This window comes from Erwinia sp. S43 (genome assembly GCF_016624745.1).
GTDB classification, from domain to species: Bacteria; Pseudomonadota; Gammaproteobacteria; order Enterobacterales; family Enterobacteriaceae; genus Erwinia; species Erwinia coffeiphila.
In genome coordinates, this window is sequence record NZ_JACVTX010000003.1 from 125564 (window position 1) to 141446 (window position 15883).

The window sequence follows — 15883 nt, forward strand, 5'->3', positions numbered from 1 at the left end:
CTCCGCACGATAAATCGATTACGCTATTGTCTGTCGCGGACAAGTGGCAGTAATTCATCCATTTTCTTTTCTACTGACAATCTTCCTGCCTCAATGGCTTCATCAGCGCGATGAAAATCCAGCGTAGAAATTTGTGGGCAGAACGGCTGTAGCAGCACATCCGGCGGGTCGCCCGCCATACGGTTACGCTTCAGGCGATTCTCCAGCACCTGTATCGAGGTGGACATAATTTCCATCGCACTGGGTGAATGGTTAACTTTTCTCTGCACCAATCGCCCCAGCCCCTGACGCAGCCGCCCGCCCCAGCTGTGCGGCTGGCTTGCCTCGCTGCCCTCCGGCTGCGGCGTAACGGAAAACAGATCCTGCTGCATCAGATGTGCGTCATGCTGCAGATCGACAGCAATGACAATATCGGCCCCCAGCGCGCGGGTTAACGAAACAGGTACTGGATTCACCACAGCACCGTCAACCAGCCAGTAGCCATTCCAGGCAACCGGCGACAGCAGACCGGGCATACTGCAGGATGCTCTGACCGCCTGATGGAGGTCGCCTTCGGTCAGCCACAGCTCTCGTCCGGTACTCAAATTCGTGGTCACGGCGCCGAAAGGCAGGCTGCACTGTTCAATATTGTCATTGGCTATCAGTCGTTTAACGTGGCTAAACACTCGTTCCCCGCGCAGCAGGCCGCCGCGCTGCCACGAAAGATCCATCAGACGAATAACCTGCCAGTAGCTGAACGATCGCACCCAGGATTCCATCAGCGGCAGCCGTCGGCTGGCGTAGGCAGCCCCTACCAGCGCGCCAACGGAGCAGCCCGCGACGACATCAATACGAATACCAGCCCGTTCGAGTGCGTTAATCACTCCAATATGTGACCAACCCTTCGCCGCCCCTGAGCCCAGCGCCAGCCCGATTTTAATTTTTCTCATTCCACCTCTGGCAAGAATACCTGCATATACCTGCATCCGTTTTTATTGCCACACCCCGGCGATAAAGAGACTCAACGGGGAGCTCAGAACCATCAAAATGGCATCGCTGCCTCTGGTCGGTTACTATCAGCGCACAAATTCTGAATTAACCGTATTGAACGAGCTGGAGCCAACGTGTCTGAACCTTGTCCTTGCGGTAGCGGAATGCAGTATAGCTTATGTTGCGAATCGTATCTAAAAGGTGCGTCACTCCCTGCAACACCAGAAGTATTAATGCGTTCCCGCTACTGTGCCTACGTCAAACGTAATACCCGCTATTTGATCGATAGCTGGCATCCTTCCTGTCATGCGGAGCGTTTTGCAGAGAGCATCGAAGAGAGCTATGTCGCCACACAATGGCTTGGACTTAACGTCATCAGCAGTGAAATCACGGCTGATTGCGCTCAGGGATATGTCACGTTTTTTGCGCGCTTTACGGAAAATCAGCGCGAAAGCTTTATTCATGAACGTTCGCGCTTTCTTCGTGAGGAGCAACGCTGGTACTATATCGACGGAACCTTCCCGCCAATCGGGCGCAACGATCAGTGCCCCTGTGGCTCTGGCAAAAAATACAAGAAATGCTGCGGTCAGAACTGACCCTGATTTCCCTTTTGTATCGACAGGATTACCATCGTAATGCAAGCGCAAACACTGCAACGAAAAGTTTTACGCACCATCTGCCCGGATGCTAAAGGGCTGATCGCGAAAATTACCAACATCTGTTACAAACACGAACTGAATATCGTCCAGAACAATGAGTTCGTCGATCACCGTACCGGGCGCTTCTTTATGCGTACCGAACTGGAAGGCATCTTTAACGATACCACCCTGCTGGCCGATCTCGACAGCGCACTTCCTACCGGATCGGTACGCGAGTTGCAGCCAGCCGGTCGCCGCCGCATTGTTATTCTGGTGACTAAAGAAGCCCACTGCCTCGGCGATCTGCTGATGAAAAGCGCCTACGGCGGGCTGGATGTCGAAATCGCTGCCGTTATCGGCAACCACGAAACCCTGCGCACGCTGGTTGAACGCTTTGATGTGCCGTTCGCGCTGGTCAGCCACGAAGGACTGACGCGTGAAGAGCATGACAATAATATGGCAGCGGTCATCGATCGCTATCAGCCGGATTATGTGGTGCTGGCGAAATATATGCGTGTGCTGACTCCGGCGTTTGTTCAGCGTTATCCGAACCAGATTATCAACATTCACCACTCGTTCCTGCCGGCCTTTATTGGTGCCCGCCCTTATCACCAGGCCTATGAGCGCGGCGTGAAAATCATCGGCGCAACCGCACACTACGTGAACGATAACCTGGATGAAGGCCCAATCATCATGCAGGACGTAATCCACGTGGACCACACCTACACCGCTGAAGATATGATGCGCGCGGGTCGTGACGTAGAGAAAAATGCTTTGAGCCGTGCGCTGTATCAGGTGCTGGCACAGCGCGTATTTGTTTACGGCAACCGCACGATTATTTTGTGATGCCGATACTGCTGTTTTGCCTTACAAAACAGCAGTTCGGGTAAAAAATCGGCGAACGCGCTATTTTATGAATAACGGGGCTTTACAGCGTCAGTTCATTTGATATGATGCGCCCCGCTTAACAAGCACAGTAGCAAGGCCAGTGGTGGGGTTCCCGAGCGGCCAAAGGGAGCAGACTGTAAATCTGCCGTCATCGACTTCGAAGGTTCGAATCCTTCCCCCACCACCATTTCAACCACGTTTTCGGTTGAAGTCAGGCTTCATTCTTTCTGCGACTGCAGAAGTGATGAGAAAATGAAATTCGTTTTGTTTTCGTTGTACTGTGAATTGTTAACACGCTTCCCCTGGTGGGGTTCCCGAGCGGCCAAAGGGAGCAGACTGTAAATCTGCCGTCATCGACTTCGAAGGTTCGAATCCTTCCCCCACCACCATTTCGAACATCATCTCTCTCTTATCTTTTTTAGCTTCACAACCTGAATTTCAAATACTGTATTGGTTCGATTTTGCCGCACGTTTCATTTCGGCAACAGATGACATTTCTGCCAGACTTCTGCTACCATTCCGCCATCTTTTCGCCACGAAATGGCCCACGCTATGAAATTTGTCTCCTTTAATATCAACGGGCTACGCGCTCGCCCTCACCAGCTCGCCGCGATTGTTGAACAGCATCAACCGGACGTTATCGGCCTGCAGGAAACTAAGGTTCACGATGATATGTTTCCGCTGGAAGAGGTCGCAAAGCTCGGCTACAACGTGTTCTATCACGGCCAGAAGGGCCACTACGGCGTTGCCCTGCTCTGCAAAGCCGCGCCGGTTGCCGTCCGCCGTGGTTTCCCCGGCGATGATGAAGACGCACAGCGTCGTATTATTATGGCTGATATCGAAACTCCAGCGGGCCTGCTGACGGTCATTAACGGCTACTTCCCGCAGGGGGAAAGCCGCGACCATCCAATCAAGTTTCCGGCGAAGGAAAAATTCTACCGCGACCTGCAAAACTATCTGGAACAGAATCAAAGCCCGGCAAATCCGGTGCTGATCATGGGCGATATGAACATCAGCAGTAGCGATCTGGATATCGGCATTGGTGAAGACAACCGCAAGCGCTGGCTGCGCACCGGGAAATGTTCGTTCCTGCCGGAAGAACGTGAATGGATGGATCGTTTGATGAACTGGGGTCTGGTAGACACCTGGCGCGCGCAAAATAGCGAAGTTAACGACCGCTTCTCCTGGTTCGACTACCGTTCTAAAGGCTTCGATGACAATCGCGGTCTGCGCATTGATCTGCTGCTGGCCAGCCAAACACTGGCTGAACGCTGCACGGCAACCGGTATTGATTACGATATTCGCGGCATGGAAAAACCGTCCGACCACGCGCCGATTTGGGCGCAGTTCGCCTTCTGATGTCCAACACTAACGAGCTGGAAGTCGTAGCCGCAATGATTGTGCGAGACGGTATGCTCCTGCTGGCCCAACGTGGTCCGCAGGGGGACCAGTCCGGATTGTGGGAATTTCCCGGCGGCAAGGTTGACGCCGATGAAAGCCAGCCGCAGGCGCTAAAACGTGAGCTGATGGAAGAACTGGCGATCGATGCCGTCATTGGTGATTACATCGCCAGCGAAAGCCGGGTTGTTGGGGAACGCAAAATCAATCTCCATGCCTGGCTGGTGACAGATTTCACGGGTGAACCGACGGCACTCTGCCATCAGACCCTGGTCTGGGTGGAACCGCCGGAGGCATTCAGCTTTGCACTGGCTCCCGCTGATATCCCTCTACTTGAAGCATTTTTGCAGCGCTAAGCTTTACGGCCTGATTGCCTGATTGCCTGATGCGGGAGTTTATTATCAAAATCCCGCAACATCGTGCTCACGGATCAGACGCTATCGTTACCCGCATTCAGCTCTCCAGACCGCCCGGCACCCGCCTTTAACGAGGCAGCTTTACGACGCGGCTTCTTCGCCTGGCCTGACGAAGGTGCGGGCAGCCCGCGGAAGGCATGTGCCGCAGGCTGCTGGCGAGCCTGATGGATCAGCGAGTACAGCGTATCCACCAGCGGCTGCATAAAGTCCTGATAGCGGCACTGTTTTTCACTGATTTTCGTTAACGTGGATTCCCAGTGCGCGGTCATATCCGGGCGGGCGGCCATTTCAGGTAATGAGTGAATCAGCGCCCTTCCCGCCGGGCTGGAGTGAATATAGCGCCCTTTCTTGAACAGGAAGGTGCGCTTGAACAGCAGTTCGATAATACCCGCTCTCGTCGCTTCGGTGCCCAGACCGTCGGTGGCGCGCAGCACCTTCTTCAGATCTTTATCCTGCACAAAACGCGCGATTCCTGTCATTGCCGACAGCAGTGTGGCATCGGTAAAGGGGCGCGGTGGCTGCGTCTGTTTCTCTACCACTTCGCCGCGCTCGCACAGCAGCTCATCACCTTTCGCGACCACCGGCAGCGGCGTACCGTCGTTTTCTTCGTCACGCTCTTTGCTGCCCAGCAGCGCGCGCCAGCCGGCCTCCGCCAGGAAACGTGCTTTCGCAATAAATTTTCCTCCGGCGATATCCAGTTCAATCACGCATTTACGGTAAACCGCATCAGGACAGAACTGCATCAGATACTGGGTGGCAATCAAACGATAAATTCGCTGCTCGTTTTCATTCAGCGACACCCGACTGCTGCGCGCGGTCGGTACGATCGCGTGGTGGGCATCCACCTTTTTGTCATCCCAGCAGCGGTTACGAATATCGCTGTTAAAATCGGCGGGCGGTGTCAGATCCGGCTGATGGCTGTTAATCGCATTGAGGACTGCATGCCTGCCGGAGAAATGCTCATCAGGCAGATAGCGGCTGTCCGAACGTGGATAGGTAATCAGCTTGTGGGTTTCATACAGCCGCTGGCAGGTATCCAGCACCATCTGGGCACTCAGGCCAAACCGCTTACCGGCTTCAATTTGCAGGCTGGAAAGTGAAAACGGCAGCGGCGCGGTGTCATTTTCACGTTTGTCGTTATAGCTGGTAACCAGCGCTGGCTGACCACCGATGCGAGCGACCACGTGATCGGCCAGCGGGCGATGCAGCAGACGCCCTTCTTCATCCTGATACGGTTCGCAAGATTCACTGGGCTGCCACAGAGCAACGAAACGCTCATCCTGCGGAGTGACGATGTGCGCTTTCACTTCAAAGAAATCCTTCGGCACAAAGTTTTCAATCTCTTCATCTCGCCGCACTACCAGCCCCAGCACCGGGGTTTGTACCCGGCCGACCGACAGCACGCCGTCATAGCCCGCATTACGCCCCAGCAGCGTGTAGGCGCGGGTCATATTAATGCCGTAGAGCCAGTCAGCGCGCGAACGCGCCAGCGCCGAGACGCACAGCGGAATAAATTCCCGATTCTGCCGCAGTCGGCCAATGGAGCGCTCTACCGCCTGCGGATTAAGATCGTTAATCAGGCAGCGCTGCACGGCGGCACGTTTCTCCGCCGGTAGGGTCAGATAATCCAGTACTTCATCCACCAGCAGCTGACCTTCGCGGTCCGGGTCTCCGGCGTGAACCACTTCGCTGGCTTCACCGAGCAGCTTTTTTATCACGTTAAGCTGCTTCGCCACCGACGGGCGCGGCTGCAGCTGCCACTTTTCCGGCACAATGGGTAAATCAGCCAGCGACCAGCGGGCAAAGCGGCTGTTATAGCTGTCGGGCTGCGCCTGCTCTAACAGGTGCCCCACACACCAGGTGACAACCTGATCGTCACCGCAGGCGATGAAACCATCGCCACGGCGGTGAGGTTTCGGCAGGACATCCGCAATCGCGCGGGCAAGGCTGGGTTTTTCGGCAATAAACAGACGCATCCGGGACTCAATTCCTGCTCAGGGTTTAATTTCAATCATGGCTCGTCCGGTTTGAGCCTTTTTCAGTTCACCAATTGCGGTCAGTGAAACCGCATGTTTTTCTGCTGCGGCGTGCAGTGCAGCCTCCGCTTCGGGTAATACCGCCATCAGCAAGCCACCCGACGTTTGCGGATCGCACAACAGGCTGCGCTGTGTCTCGGTCATCTCACCGATCAGTTGCCCATAGCTGGCAAAATTGCGCGCCGTTCCCCCCGGCACACAGCCCAGCTCGATGTAGTCATCGACACCGGGCAGCCGCGGGATCGCGCTGAACTGCACGTCGGCCTGCAGGCCCGCGCCCTGACACATCTCGCCGAGATGGCCAAGCAGACCAAAACCGGTGACGTCGGTCATTGCGCAGACGCCGGGGATCCCTGCCGCTTCGGCACCCAGCAGGTTAAGCTGACACATCACCTCCGTCGCCAGTCCCTGATGCTCAGGGCGCAGTAGCGATTTCTTTTCGGCGGTGGTCAGTACGCCAATACCGAGCGGCTTACTGAGCCACAGGCGGCAGCCCGCCTGCGCCTCGCTGTTCTTTTTAACCTGGTGCGTCTCGACCACGCCGGTGACGGCAAGGCCGAAGATCGGCTCCGGGGCATCAATCGAGTGGCCACCGGCCAGGCTAATCCCGGCCTGCTCGCAGACGCTGCGACCGCCTTCAATCACCCGCCGCGCAACTTCCGGTGATAAAACGTTCACCGGCCAGCCCAGAATGGCAATCGCCATAATCGGTTTTCCGCCCATCGCCCAGATATCGCTGATTGCGTTAGTGGCGGCAATACGTCCGAAATCATAGGGGTCATCAACGATCGGCATAAAGAAATCGGTGGTGCTGACCACAGCCGTACCGTTGCCCAGATCGTACACGGCCGCATCATCCCGGGTTTCATTGCCAACCAGCAGATTAGGATCGCGTCGGAGCGGATGGTCGCTGTGCAGAATGGTATCTAAAACCTGGGGGGAGATTTTGCAGCCGCAGCCTGCACCATGGCTGTACTGCGTCAGGCGGATCGTATTCTGATTCATGAAGAAGGTCCCTTTTAGCTTCACCAGATATTATGGTAGCGGATCGGGCAGACGGGTGTAAGCCTGCCGACCTTAATCGCGGACCATTCGCTTATTATCCCGGCGAATTGCAGGGCCGCTCACAACCCTGACGGTAAAAAGGACCTGATTCAATCAGAAATAGCTGACAAACGGCGCGCTGTCGACCGGTAATACGGTGGTCGCCGCTTTCAGCTGCGGCGTGCCCAGATAGAGGAAGCCGACGATGGCATCCTGAGGACGGCAGCCGAAGGCCTGGCGGACAGATTCATCTTCGGTCCAGGCACCGCTTCGCCAGATACCGTTGAAGCCCTGAGCAGCGGCAGCCATCTGCATAGCCATCACTGCACAGCCCGCCGAAACAACCTGTTCCCAGCGCGGCACTTTGGGATGGTCGTCGCAACGGGCAACGACGGTGATAATCAGCGGTGCGCGATACGGGGCCTGTTTCGCTTTCTCAATCGCTTTATCATCCAGGCTGGCTTCACGTGACACTTTTTCCAGCAGCGCACTGAGGCGATCGCGCCCCTCATTTTCGACGATAATAAAGCGCCACGGCTGAAGCGTGCCGTGATCGGGCGCGCGCATACCGGCACGCAGAATATTGTCCAGTGCATCGCCCGCCGGAGCGGGATCGGCCAGGCGCGAGGCCGAGCGTCGATTAACCAGTAAGTCCAGAGCGTCCATAATTTCCTCCTGATGGGGGCGTAAAGTGGACTGAAACTAGCACAGGATGATGTTTTGTTACAGCATTGTCCTTTTTCCTGCTGACAATTCAGCCCCTGCTATTTAGGATGTTGAACGTTACTGTCCGTTAAGGGGCGCGTTAACTTTAACCCTGTACCCTGACGGGCATTTGTTGCGATTACGGAGAGTCTATGCGCATGTTGTGGCGAGCTATCGCTGGTATTTTTAAGTGGACGTGGCGGGGACTAAACTTTGTCCGCGAATTTATCCTCAATCTGTTTTTGATCCTGCTGATCCTGGTCGGTGCCGGGATCTGGTTCCAGATGAACAGCAGCTCTGCTCCGGCAGAAGTGAAGAAAGGTGCACTGATCGTCGATCTTAGCGGCGTGGTCGTGGATAAACCTTCCGTCAGCAACAAATTCAGTAAGCTGGGCCGCCAGCTGATCGGGGCCAGCAGCGATCGCCTGAAAGAGAATTCACTGTTTGACGTGGTGGATGCCATCCGTCAGGCAAAAGATGATAGCCGTATTACCGGTATTGTGCTGGATCTGCGCAGCTTTGCCGGCGGCGATCAGCCTTCACTACAGTACATCGGTAAGGCCCTGCGCGAGTTCCGCGACAGCGGCAAGCCGATCTTTGCAACGGGTGACAGCTACAGCCAGTCGCAGTACTACCTCGCCAGCTTCGCCAACAAAATTTATCTCTCTCCGCAGGGTACGGTCGACCTGCACGGCTTCGCGACCAACAGCCTGTACTATAAAACCCTGCTGGATAAGCTGAAGGTGAATTCCCATGTTTTCCGCGTCGGCACCTATAAATCGGCGGTCGAGCCTTTCCTGCGTGATGATATGTCACCGGCCGCTCGCGACGCCGACAGCCGCTGGGTAGGCGAACTGTGGCAAAACTACCTCAACACGCTGGCCGCTAATCGCCAGATTACCGCCGATCAGGTCTTCCCTGGCGCTCGCGGCGTGCTGGACGCTCTGCAAAAAGTCGGCGGCGATACCGCTCAATATGCCAAAGAGAGCAAACTGGTCGATGAGCTGGCGTCACCGTCAGCGGTGGATCAGCAGCTGGTGAAAACCTTCGGCTGGGATAAAGAGGCGAAGGACTACGTAGGGATCAGCATTTATGACTATCCGCTGAACAATACCGAAACCACAGAAAACAACAGCAAAGGAAATATTGCGGTTATCGTCGCCAACGGGGCGATAATGGACGGTGAAGAAACGCCGGGCAGCGTGGGCGGTGACACCACCGCCAATGAAATTCGCCAGGCACGTCTGGATGACAACATCAAAGCCATTGTGTTCCGCGTTAACAGTCCGGGCGGCAGCGTTACCGCGTCTGAAACCATCCGTGAAGAGCTGGCAGCAGCCAAGGCAGCGGGTAAACCGGTCGTGGTTTCCATGGGCGGCATGGCTGCGTCCGGCGGCTACTGGGTATCCACACCGGCCAACTATATTATCGCCAGCCCGAACACACTGACCGGCTCTATCGGCATCTTTGGCGTGATCAACACGGTGGAAAATTCGCTGGACAGCATTGGCGTTCACACCGACGGGGTTGCCACCTCACCGCTCGCCGATGTCACGCTGACCAAAGCGCTGCCGCCTGAAGTGCAGGAAATGATGCAGTTGAGCATTGAGTACGGCTACAAAAACTTCATCGGACTGGTGGCAAAATCACGTAACAAGACGCCTGAGCAGGTTGACCAAATCGCCCAGGGCCACGTCTGGACCGGCAGCGATGCCAAAGCCAACGGTCTGGTCGATGCGCTGGGTGATTTTGACGATGCCGTGGCTAAAGCCGCCGAACTGGCAAAAGTGAAGCAGCCGCAGCTGGACTGGTATCAGGAAGAGCCGGGGCTGCTGAATACATTGTTCAGTCAGATGGACGTTCGCGCCTCGCTGCCAGCGTCGCTGAAAGCGCTGCTACCGGCCCCGCTGCTTGACGTGGTTTCCGCCATGAAAAAACAGCCGGGTCTGATGGGCGATCTTAACGATCCACAAAATCGCTACGCGTTCTGCCTGAACTGTGGTGATGTGAAGTAGTTCACTAATCAGCCCGACCGTCACCGGTCGGGCTGCTTTTCCCCGGCTTTCCCCTTATACTGCGCGTTTTCGGCAAGTCTGAGTTTACCCATGCAAAAAAAATCGATTTATGTCGCCTATACCGGCGGAACCATCGGCATGCAGCGTTCTGAGCACGGCTACATTCCCGTCTCAGGCCACCTGCAAACCCAACTGGCGAACATGCCCGAGTTCCATCGTGCTGAGATGCCCGACTTCACCATCCACGAGTATCAGCCGCTGATTGACTCGTCGGACATGACACCGGAAGACTGGCAATCGATTGCTGACGACATTCAGAAGAACTACGATCGCTACGATGGCTTCGTCATCCTGCACGGAACCGACACCATGGCATTCACCGCTTCTGCGCTGTCGTTTATGCTGGAGAATCTGGCCAAGCCGGTGATTGTGACCGGGTCACAAATCCCGCTGGCGGAACTGCGTTCTGACGGGCAGCAGAATCTGCTCAACTCGCTGTTCGTTGCCGCTAACTACCCGATTAACGAAGTGGCGCTGTTCTTCAACAACACGCTGTATCGCGGCAACCGCACCACCAAAGCCCACGCCGACGGTTTCAGCGCCTTTGCCTCACCTAACCTTGCCCCCCTGCTGGAAGCCGGTATTCACATTCGCCGCCTGAATACCCCTCCCGCTCCGGCCGGGAAAGGTGAACTGATCGTTCACCCGATTACGCCGCAGCCGATCGGCGTGGTGACGATTTATCCCGGCATCTCCGCTGAAGTGGTGCGTAACTTCCTGCGTCAGCCGGTAAAAGCGCTGATCCTGCGTTCTTACGGCGTGGGTAACGCTCCGCAAAACAAAGAGTTCCTTGAAGAGCTGAAAGCCGCTTCCGATCGCGGTATTGTGGTGGTCAACCTCACGCAGTGCATGTCCGGCAAAGTGAATATGGACGGCTATGCCACCGGTAACGCTCTGGCGCACGCCGGTGTCATTAGCGGGGCCGACCTGACCGTAGAAGCGACGTTGACCAAACTGCACTATCTGCTCAGCCAGGATTTGACCAGCGATGAAATGCGGCAGCTGATGCAGCAGAACCTGCGCGGTGAGCTGACCGAGGACTAACCGGAGAGAAAAGCATGAGCGCACGTCAGGCACTGGTATTAATCGATTTACAAAATGACTTTTGCCCCGGTGGCGCACTGGCGGTGGCAGAGGGCGATGCGACGATAGCTGTGGCTAACCGACTGGCGGCGGAGTTTCGGCAGCGCGGTGAACCGGTTATTGCCACGTTTGACTGGCATCCTCTCGGCCACGGCAGCTTTGCTTCTACCTGCGGAAACAAACCCGGCAGCTGCGGGGAACTGGACGGTCTGCCGCAGGTCTGGTGGCCGGATCACTGCATTCAGCACAGTGCCGGAGCAGAGCTGCACCCGGCTCTGGAGCAGTCCGCTATTACACTGCGCGTCTACAAGGGTGAAAATCCACAGGTGGACAGCTACAGCGCCTTTTTCGATAACGGCCGACGCCAGGCAACTATTCTGGAAGGCTGGCTGAAGCAGGAAGGTATTACCTCGCTGACGATAATGGGGCTGGCAACCGACTACTGCGTCAAATACAGCGTGCTGGATGCCCTCTCGCTGGGCTTTGATGTCACGGTAGTAGCTGAGGGGTGTCGCGGCGTGAATTTGCAGCCAGATGACAGCGCTGAGGCGCTGAAAGCGATGCAAAATGCCGGTGCACTGATTCTGTAAGCCAAAAAATTTAGGCAGATGTGCTGAACGCACAACTGCCTATTCTTTGAACGAATTATTCTTGCAGGAATAATTACTGTAATTGGATCCGCGTCACGTCTTCATCGCTGATACCGAACTCTTCTTTCAGCTGTTTTTTACTCTTCATTACGATTTCCCCGCCCTTCGCTACGCTCATATGCTGGGGGTCGTCGTTATGCTTTGCCTGCCACAGCAGCACCAGCTGCAGGCTGTTTTCCTTCTGCTCCGGCGTCAGGGCAACACCGTCGGCCCATTTGCCGGTTTCAACCGCAGTTGCCAGGCGCTGATAAATTTCCGGAGTCATACCGGCAATGATTTCATCGAGTTCCATTACAGTTCCGTTAACCTTTGGTGATGTTACCGTCATCGTCCGTAAAACTCAGCGATGCGGAATTAACGCAGTAACGTTCGCCGGTTGGCTGTGGGCCGTCCGGGAACACATGGCCCAGGTGAGCGTCACAGCTGCCACAGCGAATCTCAATACGCTGCATTCCATGAGTATTATCATCAAGATAGCGAATGGCCTCGTCGCTGTAAGGCTCGTAAAAACTTGGCCAGCCGCAGCCTGAATCGTACTTAGACGTGGACAGAAACAGTGGAGCCTGACACACCAGGCAGTGATACAGACCTTGCTCTTTGTTATGCAACAGTTTACCCGAATACGGTGGCTCAGTACCACGCTGCTGGGTAACGTAACGCTGCATTTCGTTCAGTTCATTTTCGGGTGAAATAGGGGATTTCTCATTAGCCATGGTAGACTCTCTGGCAGTGTTATTATGAAGACTTCGCTTAGCATTCTAACAAATACTTAACAAGATCAGGTGAATTTTTCTCTCGCAGTGCGAGAGGAGAATCGTTCAGAGACATAATTGTGACTCAGATCACCTTTTACAATATGACCCCGTTTATATTCGGGTTAAGTGCCTTAAGATCACGGCTGTGTCGGCGTCAAGAAATGGACTTTTTTTTGAATAATTCCTGGTCATGAGTTTGACCTATAGCAATAATTGACACGATTCCGCTTGACGCCTGGTAAGCTTTTTGTAATTTTACTGCCAACCTTTTATTCACTATCAACTAGCTGGTGGAATATATGACTATCAAAGTAGGTATCAACGGTTTTGGCCGTATCGGTCGCATCGTTTTCCGTGCTGCTCAGGAACGTTCTGATGTAGAAATCGTTGCGATCAACGATCTGCTGGACGCAGAGTACATGGCTTACATGCTGAAGTATGACTCAACTCACGGTCGCTTCAACGGCACTGTAGAAGTCAAAGACGGTCAACTGGTTGTTAACGGTAAAACCATCCGTGTTACCGCTGAGCGCGATCCTGCTAACCTGAAATGGGACGAAGTAGGCGTTGACGTTGTTGCAGAAGCGACCGGTATCTTCCTGACCGACGAAACTGCACGTAAACACATCCAGGCTGGCGCCAAGAAAGTTGTACTGACTGGCCCATCTAAAGATGACACCCCAATGTTTGTTATGGGTGTAAACCACAAGTCTTACGCTGGCCAGGACATCGTTTCTAACGCTTCCTGTACCACTAACTGCCTGGCACCGCTGGCTAAAGTAATCAACGACAAGTTCGGTATCGTTGAAGCACTGATGACCACCGTGCACGCAACTACCGCAACTCAGAAAACCGTTGATGGCCCGTCTCACAAAGACTGGCGCGGCGGCCGCGGCGCAGCTCAGAACATCATCCCTTCATCTACCGGTGCTGCAAAAGCCGTAGGTAAAGTGATCCCTGAGCTGAACGGCAAACTGACCGGTATGGCGTTCCGCGTTCCTACCCCTAACGTTTCCGTCGTTGACCTGACTGCACGTCTGGCTAAGCCTGCTTCTTACAAAGAAATTTGTGATGCAATCAAAGCCGCGTCTGAAGGCGAACTGAAAGGCGTTCTGGGCTACACCGAAGACGAAGTGGTTTCTACCGATTTCAACGGTGAAAAACTGACTTCAGTATTCGATGCTAAAGCCGGTATCGCGCTGAGCGACACCTTTGTTAAACTGGTTTCCTGGTACGACAACGAAACTGGTTACTCTAACAAGGTACTGGACCTGGTTGCTCACATCGCCAAATAAGGCCTGTTGACACAGAACCAGAAAAGTAAGGGCGACTCAGGTCGCCCTTTTTTTATCTCTCAATTTCAGAAGGACCGCTCATGAACGAAAAACTCTTCTCGCTGCCGGTGCTTAACCAGATCTCCCCGTATATTACTCAGCGCCAGATTGGCGAACTGCCGGTAGTGGTCATCACCCACCCTAAGGTCCGCGCAGCCGTCACGCTGCAGGGGGCGCACCTGGTAGCATGGCAGCCTGCGGGTGAAAAGCCGGTTGTCTGGCTGAGTGAGAAAACGGCCTGGACCCCGGGTAAAGCTATCCGCGGCGGCGTACCAATCTGCTGGCCATGGTTTGGCCCGGCGGGTGAACCGGTGCATGGCTTTGCCCGTAATCTGCCGTGGAAGCTCTCGGCGCATGATGAAAACGAGCAGAGCGTGATGCTGACTTTCGTTCTGGAAAGCAACGAGCAGACCAAAAAGCTCTGGCCGCATGACTTTACCCTGTTCGCTCGTTTCCGCTTCAGCGATACCTGCGAAATTGAACTTGAGGCCCACGGTGATTTCGAGGCAACGGCAGCCCTGCACAGCTACTTTAACGTTGCCGATAATGCCTCGGTAACAGTCAGCGGTCTGGGGCCGGACTATATCGATCAGGTACTGAAGGGCGCTACCGGCCAGTTACCTGATGGCAAGCAAACCTACGAACAGCGCGTTGACCGTATTCATACCCAGCCTGCTGAGTGCAGCGTGCTGGAAGACCGTGCCGGCAAGCGGGTGATTGAAGTGCATCATCATTATCAAAGTGACGTTGTCACATGGAACCCGGGAGCTGAACTGTCGTGCAGCATGGGAGATATGGCAAACGAAGGCTATAAAACGATGGTGTGTGTGGAAACCGCGCGCATTTCCCGTCCGCTGATCAGTTCTGGCGAACAGCCCGCCCGGCTGGCAGTAACCTTACGTATTCAGAAGTAATCGGGTGCCTGTGCGACCGGTCAGCCCGGTCGCCTGCTGTGGCCATTAAGGCTATGACTGCCCTGCCATTGGCTACACAACATCCAGCGGCATTTTCGTCGACGGCGGAGGGAATGCCTGGTTAATCAGCATCAGATCTTCACTGCTCAGCGTCACCGCCAGCGCAGCCGCGTTTTCCTCTACGTGAGCAATCGAGCTGGCTTTCGGGATGGCGATAACCCCTTCTTTGCGTATTACCCACGCTAATAGCAGCTGCGCCACACTGATGCGCTTGCGTTGTGCAATCTCACTGAGTACCGGGTGCCCCATCAGCTCACGGCGCAGCCGCCCCGCCTGAGCTAGCGGGCAGTAGGCCATCACCGGCATTGCCAGCTGCTGGCACTGCGGCAGTAAATCATACTCAATGCCGCGTGAAGCGAGATGATAGAGCACCTGATTAGTTGCACAGTCTTCTCCCCCTTCCTCCTGCAACAGTTCACTGAGGTCGTCGGTATCGAAGTTGGATACGCCCCAGCGGCGTATTTTTCCCTGTTGCTGCAGGTTTTGCATCGCGCGCAGCGTCTCTTCCAGCGGAATATTGCCCCGCCAGTGAAGCAGATAGAGATCGAGATAATCGGTTTTCAGGCGTCGCAGGCTTCGTTCACAGGCTTCAACGGCATCCACTTCGCTGGCATTCCAGGGATAGACTTTTGAGACCAGCCAGGCGCGTTCCCTTCTCCCCACCAGCGCTTCGCCAACAATCTTCTCCGCACCGCCATCTGCGTACATTTCCGCCGTATCGATAAGCGTCAGGCCTGCATCAATTCCGCACTGTAGTGCGGCGATCTCCTGGTTGCGTAATGCAGGATCTTCGCCCATATACCAGGTCCCCTGCCCGATAGCTGGCAGGAGGGCTCCATCAGAAAAGGTTACTGTCCGACTCATCACTCTCTCCCTGCATCATTATTGCGCCCCGAAATAGCACAAAAGGGCGCAGAA

The 15883-nt window shown here is 55.1% G+C and carries 16 protein-coding genes and 2 tRNA genes; 11 read left to right on the plus strand and 7 right to left on the minus strand.

The genetic code is table 11. From position 1 onward, the window contains the following. Positions 1 to 23: 23 nt before the first annotated feature. Positions 24 to 929 (minus strand): patatin-like phospholipase RssA, encoded by a 906-nt coding sequence (gene rssA, locus IBT47_RS04760; RefSeq protein ID WP_105595232.1) that lies wholly within the window; start codon positions 927 to 929, stop codon positions 24 to 26. Between the two features lie 174 nt (positions 930 to 1103). On the opposite strand from rssA, the gene IBT47_RS04765 reads away from it, so the two are divergent. The 6 genes from IBT47_RS04765 (at position 1104) to IBT47_RS04790 (ending at position 4249) form a co-directional block, all read left to right on the plus strand. Further along, entirely contained in the window at positions 1104 to 1565 is a 462-nt protein-coding gene (locus tag IBT47_RS04765; protein WP_200559614.1) for a YchJ family protein, read from the plus strand. A gap of 39 nt (positions 1566 to 1604) precedes the next feature. After that, positions 1605 to 2453, plus strand: a complete 849-nt coding sequence (purU, locus tag IBT47_RS04770) for a formyltetrahydrofolate deformylase (protein ID WP_105595234.1) — start codon at positions 1605 to 1607, stop codon at positions 2451 to 2453. Positions 2454 to 2597: 144 nt separating this feature from the next. Continuing rightward, positions 2598 to 2682 (plus strand) — tRNA-Tyr (locus IBT47_RS04775). A 117-nt stretch (positions 2683 to 2799) separates the two neighbouring features. Next, positions 2800 to 2884 (plus strand) — tRNA-Tyr (locus tag IBT47_RS04780). Positions 2885 to 3047: 163 nt separating this feature from the next. Beyond that, positions 3048 to 3854 (plus strand): exodeoxyribonuclease III, encoded by an 807-nt coding sequence (xthA, locus tag IBT47_RS04785; protein WP_200559615.1) that lies wholly within the window; start codon positions 3048 to 3050, stop codon positions 3852 to 3854. Next, positions 3854 to 4249 (plus strand): pyrimidine (deoxy)nucleoside triphosphate diphosphatase, encoded by a 396-nt coding sequence (locus tag IBT47_RS04790; RefSeq protein WP_200559616.1) that lies wholly within the window; start codon positions 3854 to 3856, stop codon positions 4247 to 4249. The genes xthA and IBT47_RS04790 overlap by 1 nt, the downstream gene beginning before the upstream one ends. Positions 4250 to 4323: 74 nt before the next feature. Here IBT47_RS04790 and IBT47_RS04795 read toward each other — a convergent pair whose 3' ends face one another. The 3 genes from IBT47_RS04795 to IBT47_RS04805 all read right to left on the minus strand — a co-directional run bounded on the left by IBT47_RS04795 (position 4324) and on the right by IBT47_RS04805 (position 8055). Further along, positions 4324 to 6285 (minus strand): DNA topoisomerase III, encoded by a 1962-nt coding sequence (locus tag IBT47_RS04795; protein ID WP_200559617.1) that lies wholly within the window; start codon positions 6283 to 6285, stop codon positions 4324 to 4326. An 18-nt stretch (positions 6286 to 6303) separates the two neighbouring features. Then, on the minus strand, positions 6304 to 7350 hold the full coding sequence (selD, locus tag IBT47_RS04800; RefSeq protein ID WP_105595238.1) for a selenide, water dikinase SelD: 1047 nt from the start codon (positions 7348 to 7350) through the stop codon (positions 6304 to 6306). Between the two features lie 153 nt (positions 7351 to 7503). Further along, a complete protein-coding gene (locus IBT47_RS04805; protein WP_200559618.1) occupies positions 7504 to 8055 on the minus strand; it encodes an NAD(P)H nitroreductase in 552 nt (183 codons plus the stop codon). Positions 8056 to 8246: 191 nt separating this feature from the next. On the opposite strand from IBT47_RS04805, the gene sppA reads away from it, so the two are divergent. The 3 genes from sppA to pncA all read left to right on the plus strand — a co-directional run bounded on the left by sppA (position 8247) and on the right by pncA (position 11842). Beyond that, positions 8247 to 10109 carry a signal peptide peptidase SppA gene (gene sppA / locus IBT47_RS04810; protein ID WP_200559619.1) on the plus strand — a complete coding sequence of 621 codons (1863 nt, stop codon included), beginning with the start codon at positions 8247 to 8249 and terminating at the stop codon, positions 10107 to 10109. A gap of 90 nt (positions 10110 to 10199) precedes the next feature. Next, positions 10200 to 11213: an asparaginase gene (gene ansA / locus IBT47_RS04815; protein WP_200559620.1), complete on the plus strand. Its 1014-nt coding sequence runs from the start codon at positions 10200 to 10202 to the stop codon at positions 11211 to 11213. A 14-nt stretch (positions 11214 to 11227) separates the two neighbouring features. Then, positions 11228 to 11842 carry a bifunctional nicotinamidase/pyrazinamidase gene (gene pncA / locus IBT47_RS04820; RefSeq protein ID WP_200559621.1) on the plus strand — a complete coding sequence of 205 codons (615 nt, stop codon included), beginning with the start codon at positions 11228 to 11230 and terminating at the stop codon, positions 11840 to 11842. 73 nt (positions 11843 to 11915) lie between these two features. Here pncA and IBT47_RS04825 read toward each other — a convergent pair whose 3' ends face one another. Beyond that, complete coding sequence (locus tag IBT47_RS04825; protein WP_123329494.1) at positions 11916 to 12194, minus strand: YeaC family protein; 279 nt, start codon at positions 12192 to 12194, stop codon at positions 11916 to 11918. Between the two features lie 10 nt (positions 12195 to 12204). Then, the gene (msrB, locus tag IBT47_RS04830; RefSeq protein WP_200543827.1) at positions 12205 to 12615 is read right to left on the minus strand and encodes a peptide-methionine (R)-S-oxide reductase MsrB; all 411 of its coding nucleotides are present in this window, start codon (positions 12613 to 12615) and stop codon (positions 12205 to 12207) included. 341 nt (positions 12616 to 12956) lie between these two features. Between msrB and gapA the strand changes: the two genes are divergently transcribed. Both gapA and IBT47_RS04840 read left to right on the plus strand, forming a co-directional pair. Continuing rightward, a complete protein-coding gene (gene gapA / locus IBT47_RS04835; protein WP_172606669.1) occupies positions 12957 to 13952 on the plus strand; it encodes a glyceraldehyde-3-phosphate dehydrogenase in 996 nt (331 codons plus the stop codon). A gap of 80 nt (positions 13953 to 14032) precedes the next feature. Further along, positions 14033 to 14905, plus strand: coding sequence for a D-hexose-6-phosphate mutarotase (locus tag IBT47_RS04840; RefSeq protein ID WP_200559622.1), 873 nt, complete (start codon positions 14033 to 14035; stop codon positions 14903 to 14905). Between the two features lie 72 nt (positions 14906 to 14977). Here IBT47_RS04840 and IBT47_RS04845 read toward each other — a convergent pair whose 3' ends face one another. Next, on the minus strand, positions 14978 to 15829 hold the full coding sequence (locus IBT47_RS04845) for an aldo/keto reductase (protein WP_200559623.1): 852 nt from the start codon (positions 15827 to 15829) through the stop codon (positions 14978 to 14980). Between the last annotated feature and the right edge of the window lie 54 nt (positions 15830 to 15883).

Coding starts and splice junctions, on each gene's coding strand:
- IBT47_RS04825 (WP_123329494.1), bottom strand. CDS start 12,194: ATGGAACTCGATGAAATCATTGCCGGTATGACTCCGGAAATTTATCAG.
- IBT47_RS04795 (WP_200559617.1), bottom strand. CDS start 6,285: ATGCGTCTGTTTATTGCCGAAAAACCCAGCCTTGCCCGCGCGATTGCG.
- pncA (WP_200559621.1), top strand. CDS start 11,228: ATGAGCGCACGTCAGGCACTGGTATTAATCGATTTACAAAATGACTTT.
- msrB (WP_200543827.1), bottom strand. CDS start 12,615: ATGGCTAATGAGAAATCCCCTATTTCACCCGAAAATGAACTGAACGAA.
- ansA (WP_200559620.1), top strand. CDS start 10,200: ATGCAAAAAAAATCGATTTATGTCGCCTATACCGGCGGAACCATCGGC.
- sppA (WP_200559619.1), top strand. CDS start 8,247: ATGCGCATGTTGTGGCGAGCTATCGCTGGTATTTTTAAGTGGACGTGG.
- purU (WP_105595234.1), top strand. CDS start 1,605: ATGCAAGCGCAAACACTGCAACGAAAAGTTTTACGCACCATCTGCCCG.
- IBT47_RS04840 (WP_200559622.1), top strand. CDS start 14,033: ATGAACGAAAAACTCTTCTCGCTGCCGGTGCTTAACCAGATCTCCCCG.
- selD (WP_105595238.1), bottom strand. CDS start 7,350: ATGAATCAGAATACGATCCGCCTGACGCAGTACAGCCATGGTGCAGGC.
- xthA (WP_200559615.1), top strand. CDS start 3,048: ATGAAATTTGTCTCCTTTAATATCAACGGGCTACGCGCTCGCCCTCAC.
- IBT47_RS04845 (WP_200559623.1), bottom strand. CDS start 15,829: ATGAGTCGGACAGTAACCTTTTCTGATGGAGCCCTCCTGCCAGCTATC.
- IBT47_RS04805 (WP_200559618.1), bottom strand. CDS start 8,055: ATGGACGCTCTGGACTTACTGGTTAATCGACGCTCGGCCTCGCGCCTG.
- IBT47_RS04790 (WP_200559616.1), top strand. CDS start 3,854: ATGTCCAACACTAACGAGCTGGAAGTCGTAGCCGCAATGATTGTGCGA.
- gapA (WP_172606669.1), top strand. CDS start 12,957: ATGACTATCAAAGTAGGTATCAACGGTTTTGGCCGTATCGGTCGCATC.
- rssA (WP_105595232.1), bottom strand. CDS start 929: ATGAGAAAAATTAAAATCGGGCTGGCGCTGGGCTCAGGGGCGGCGAAG.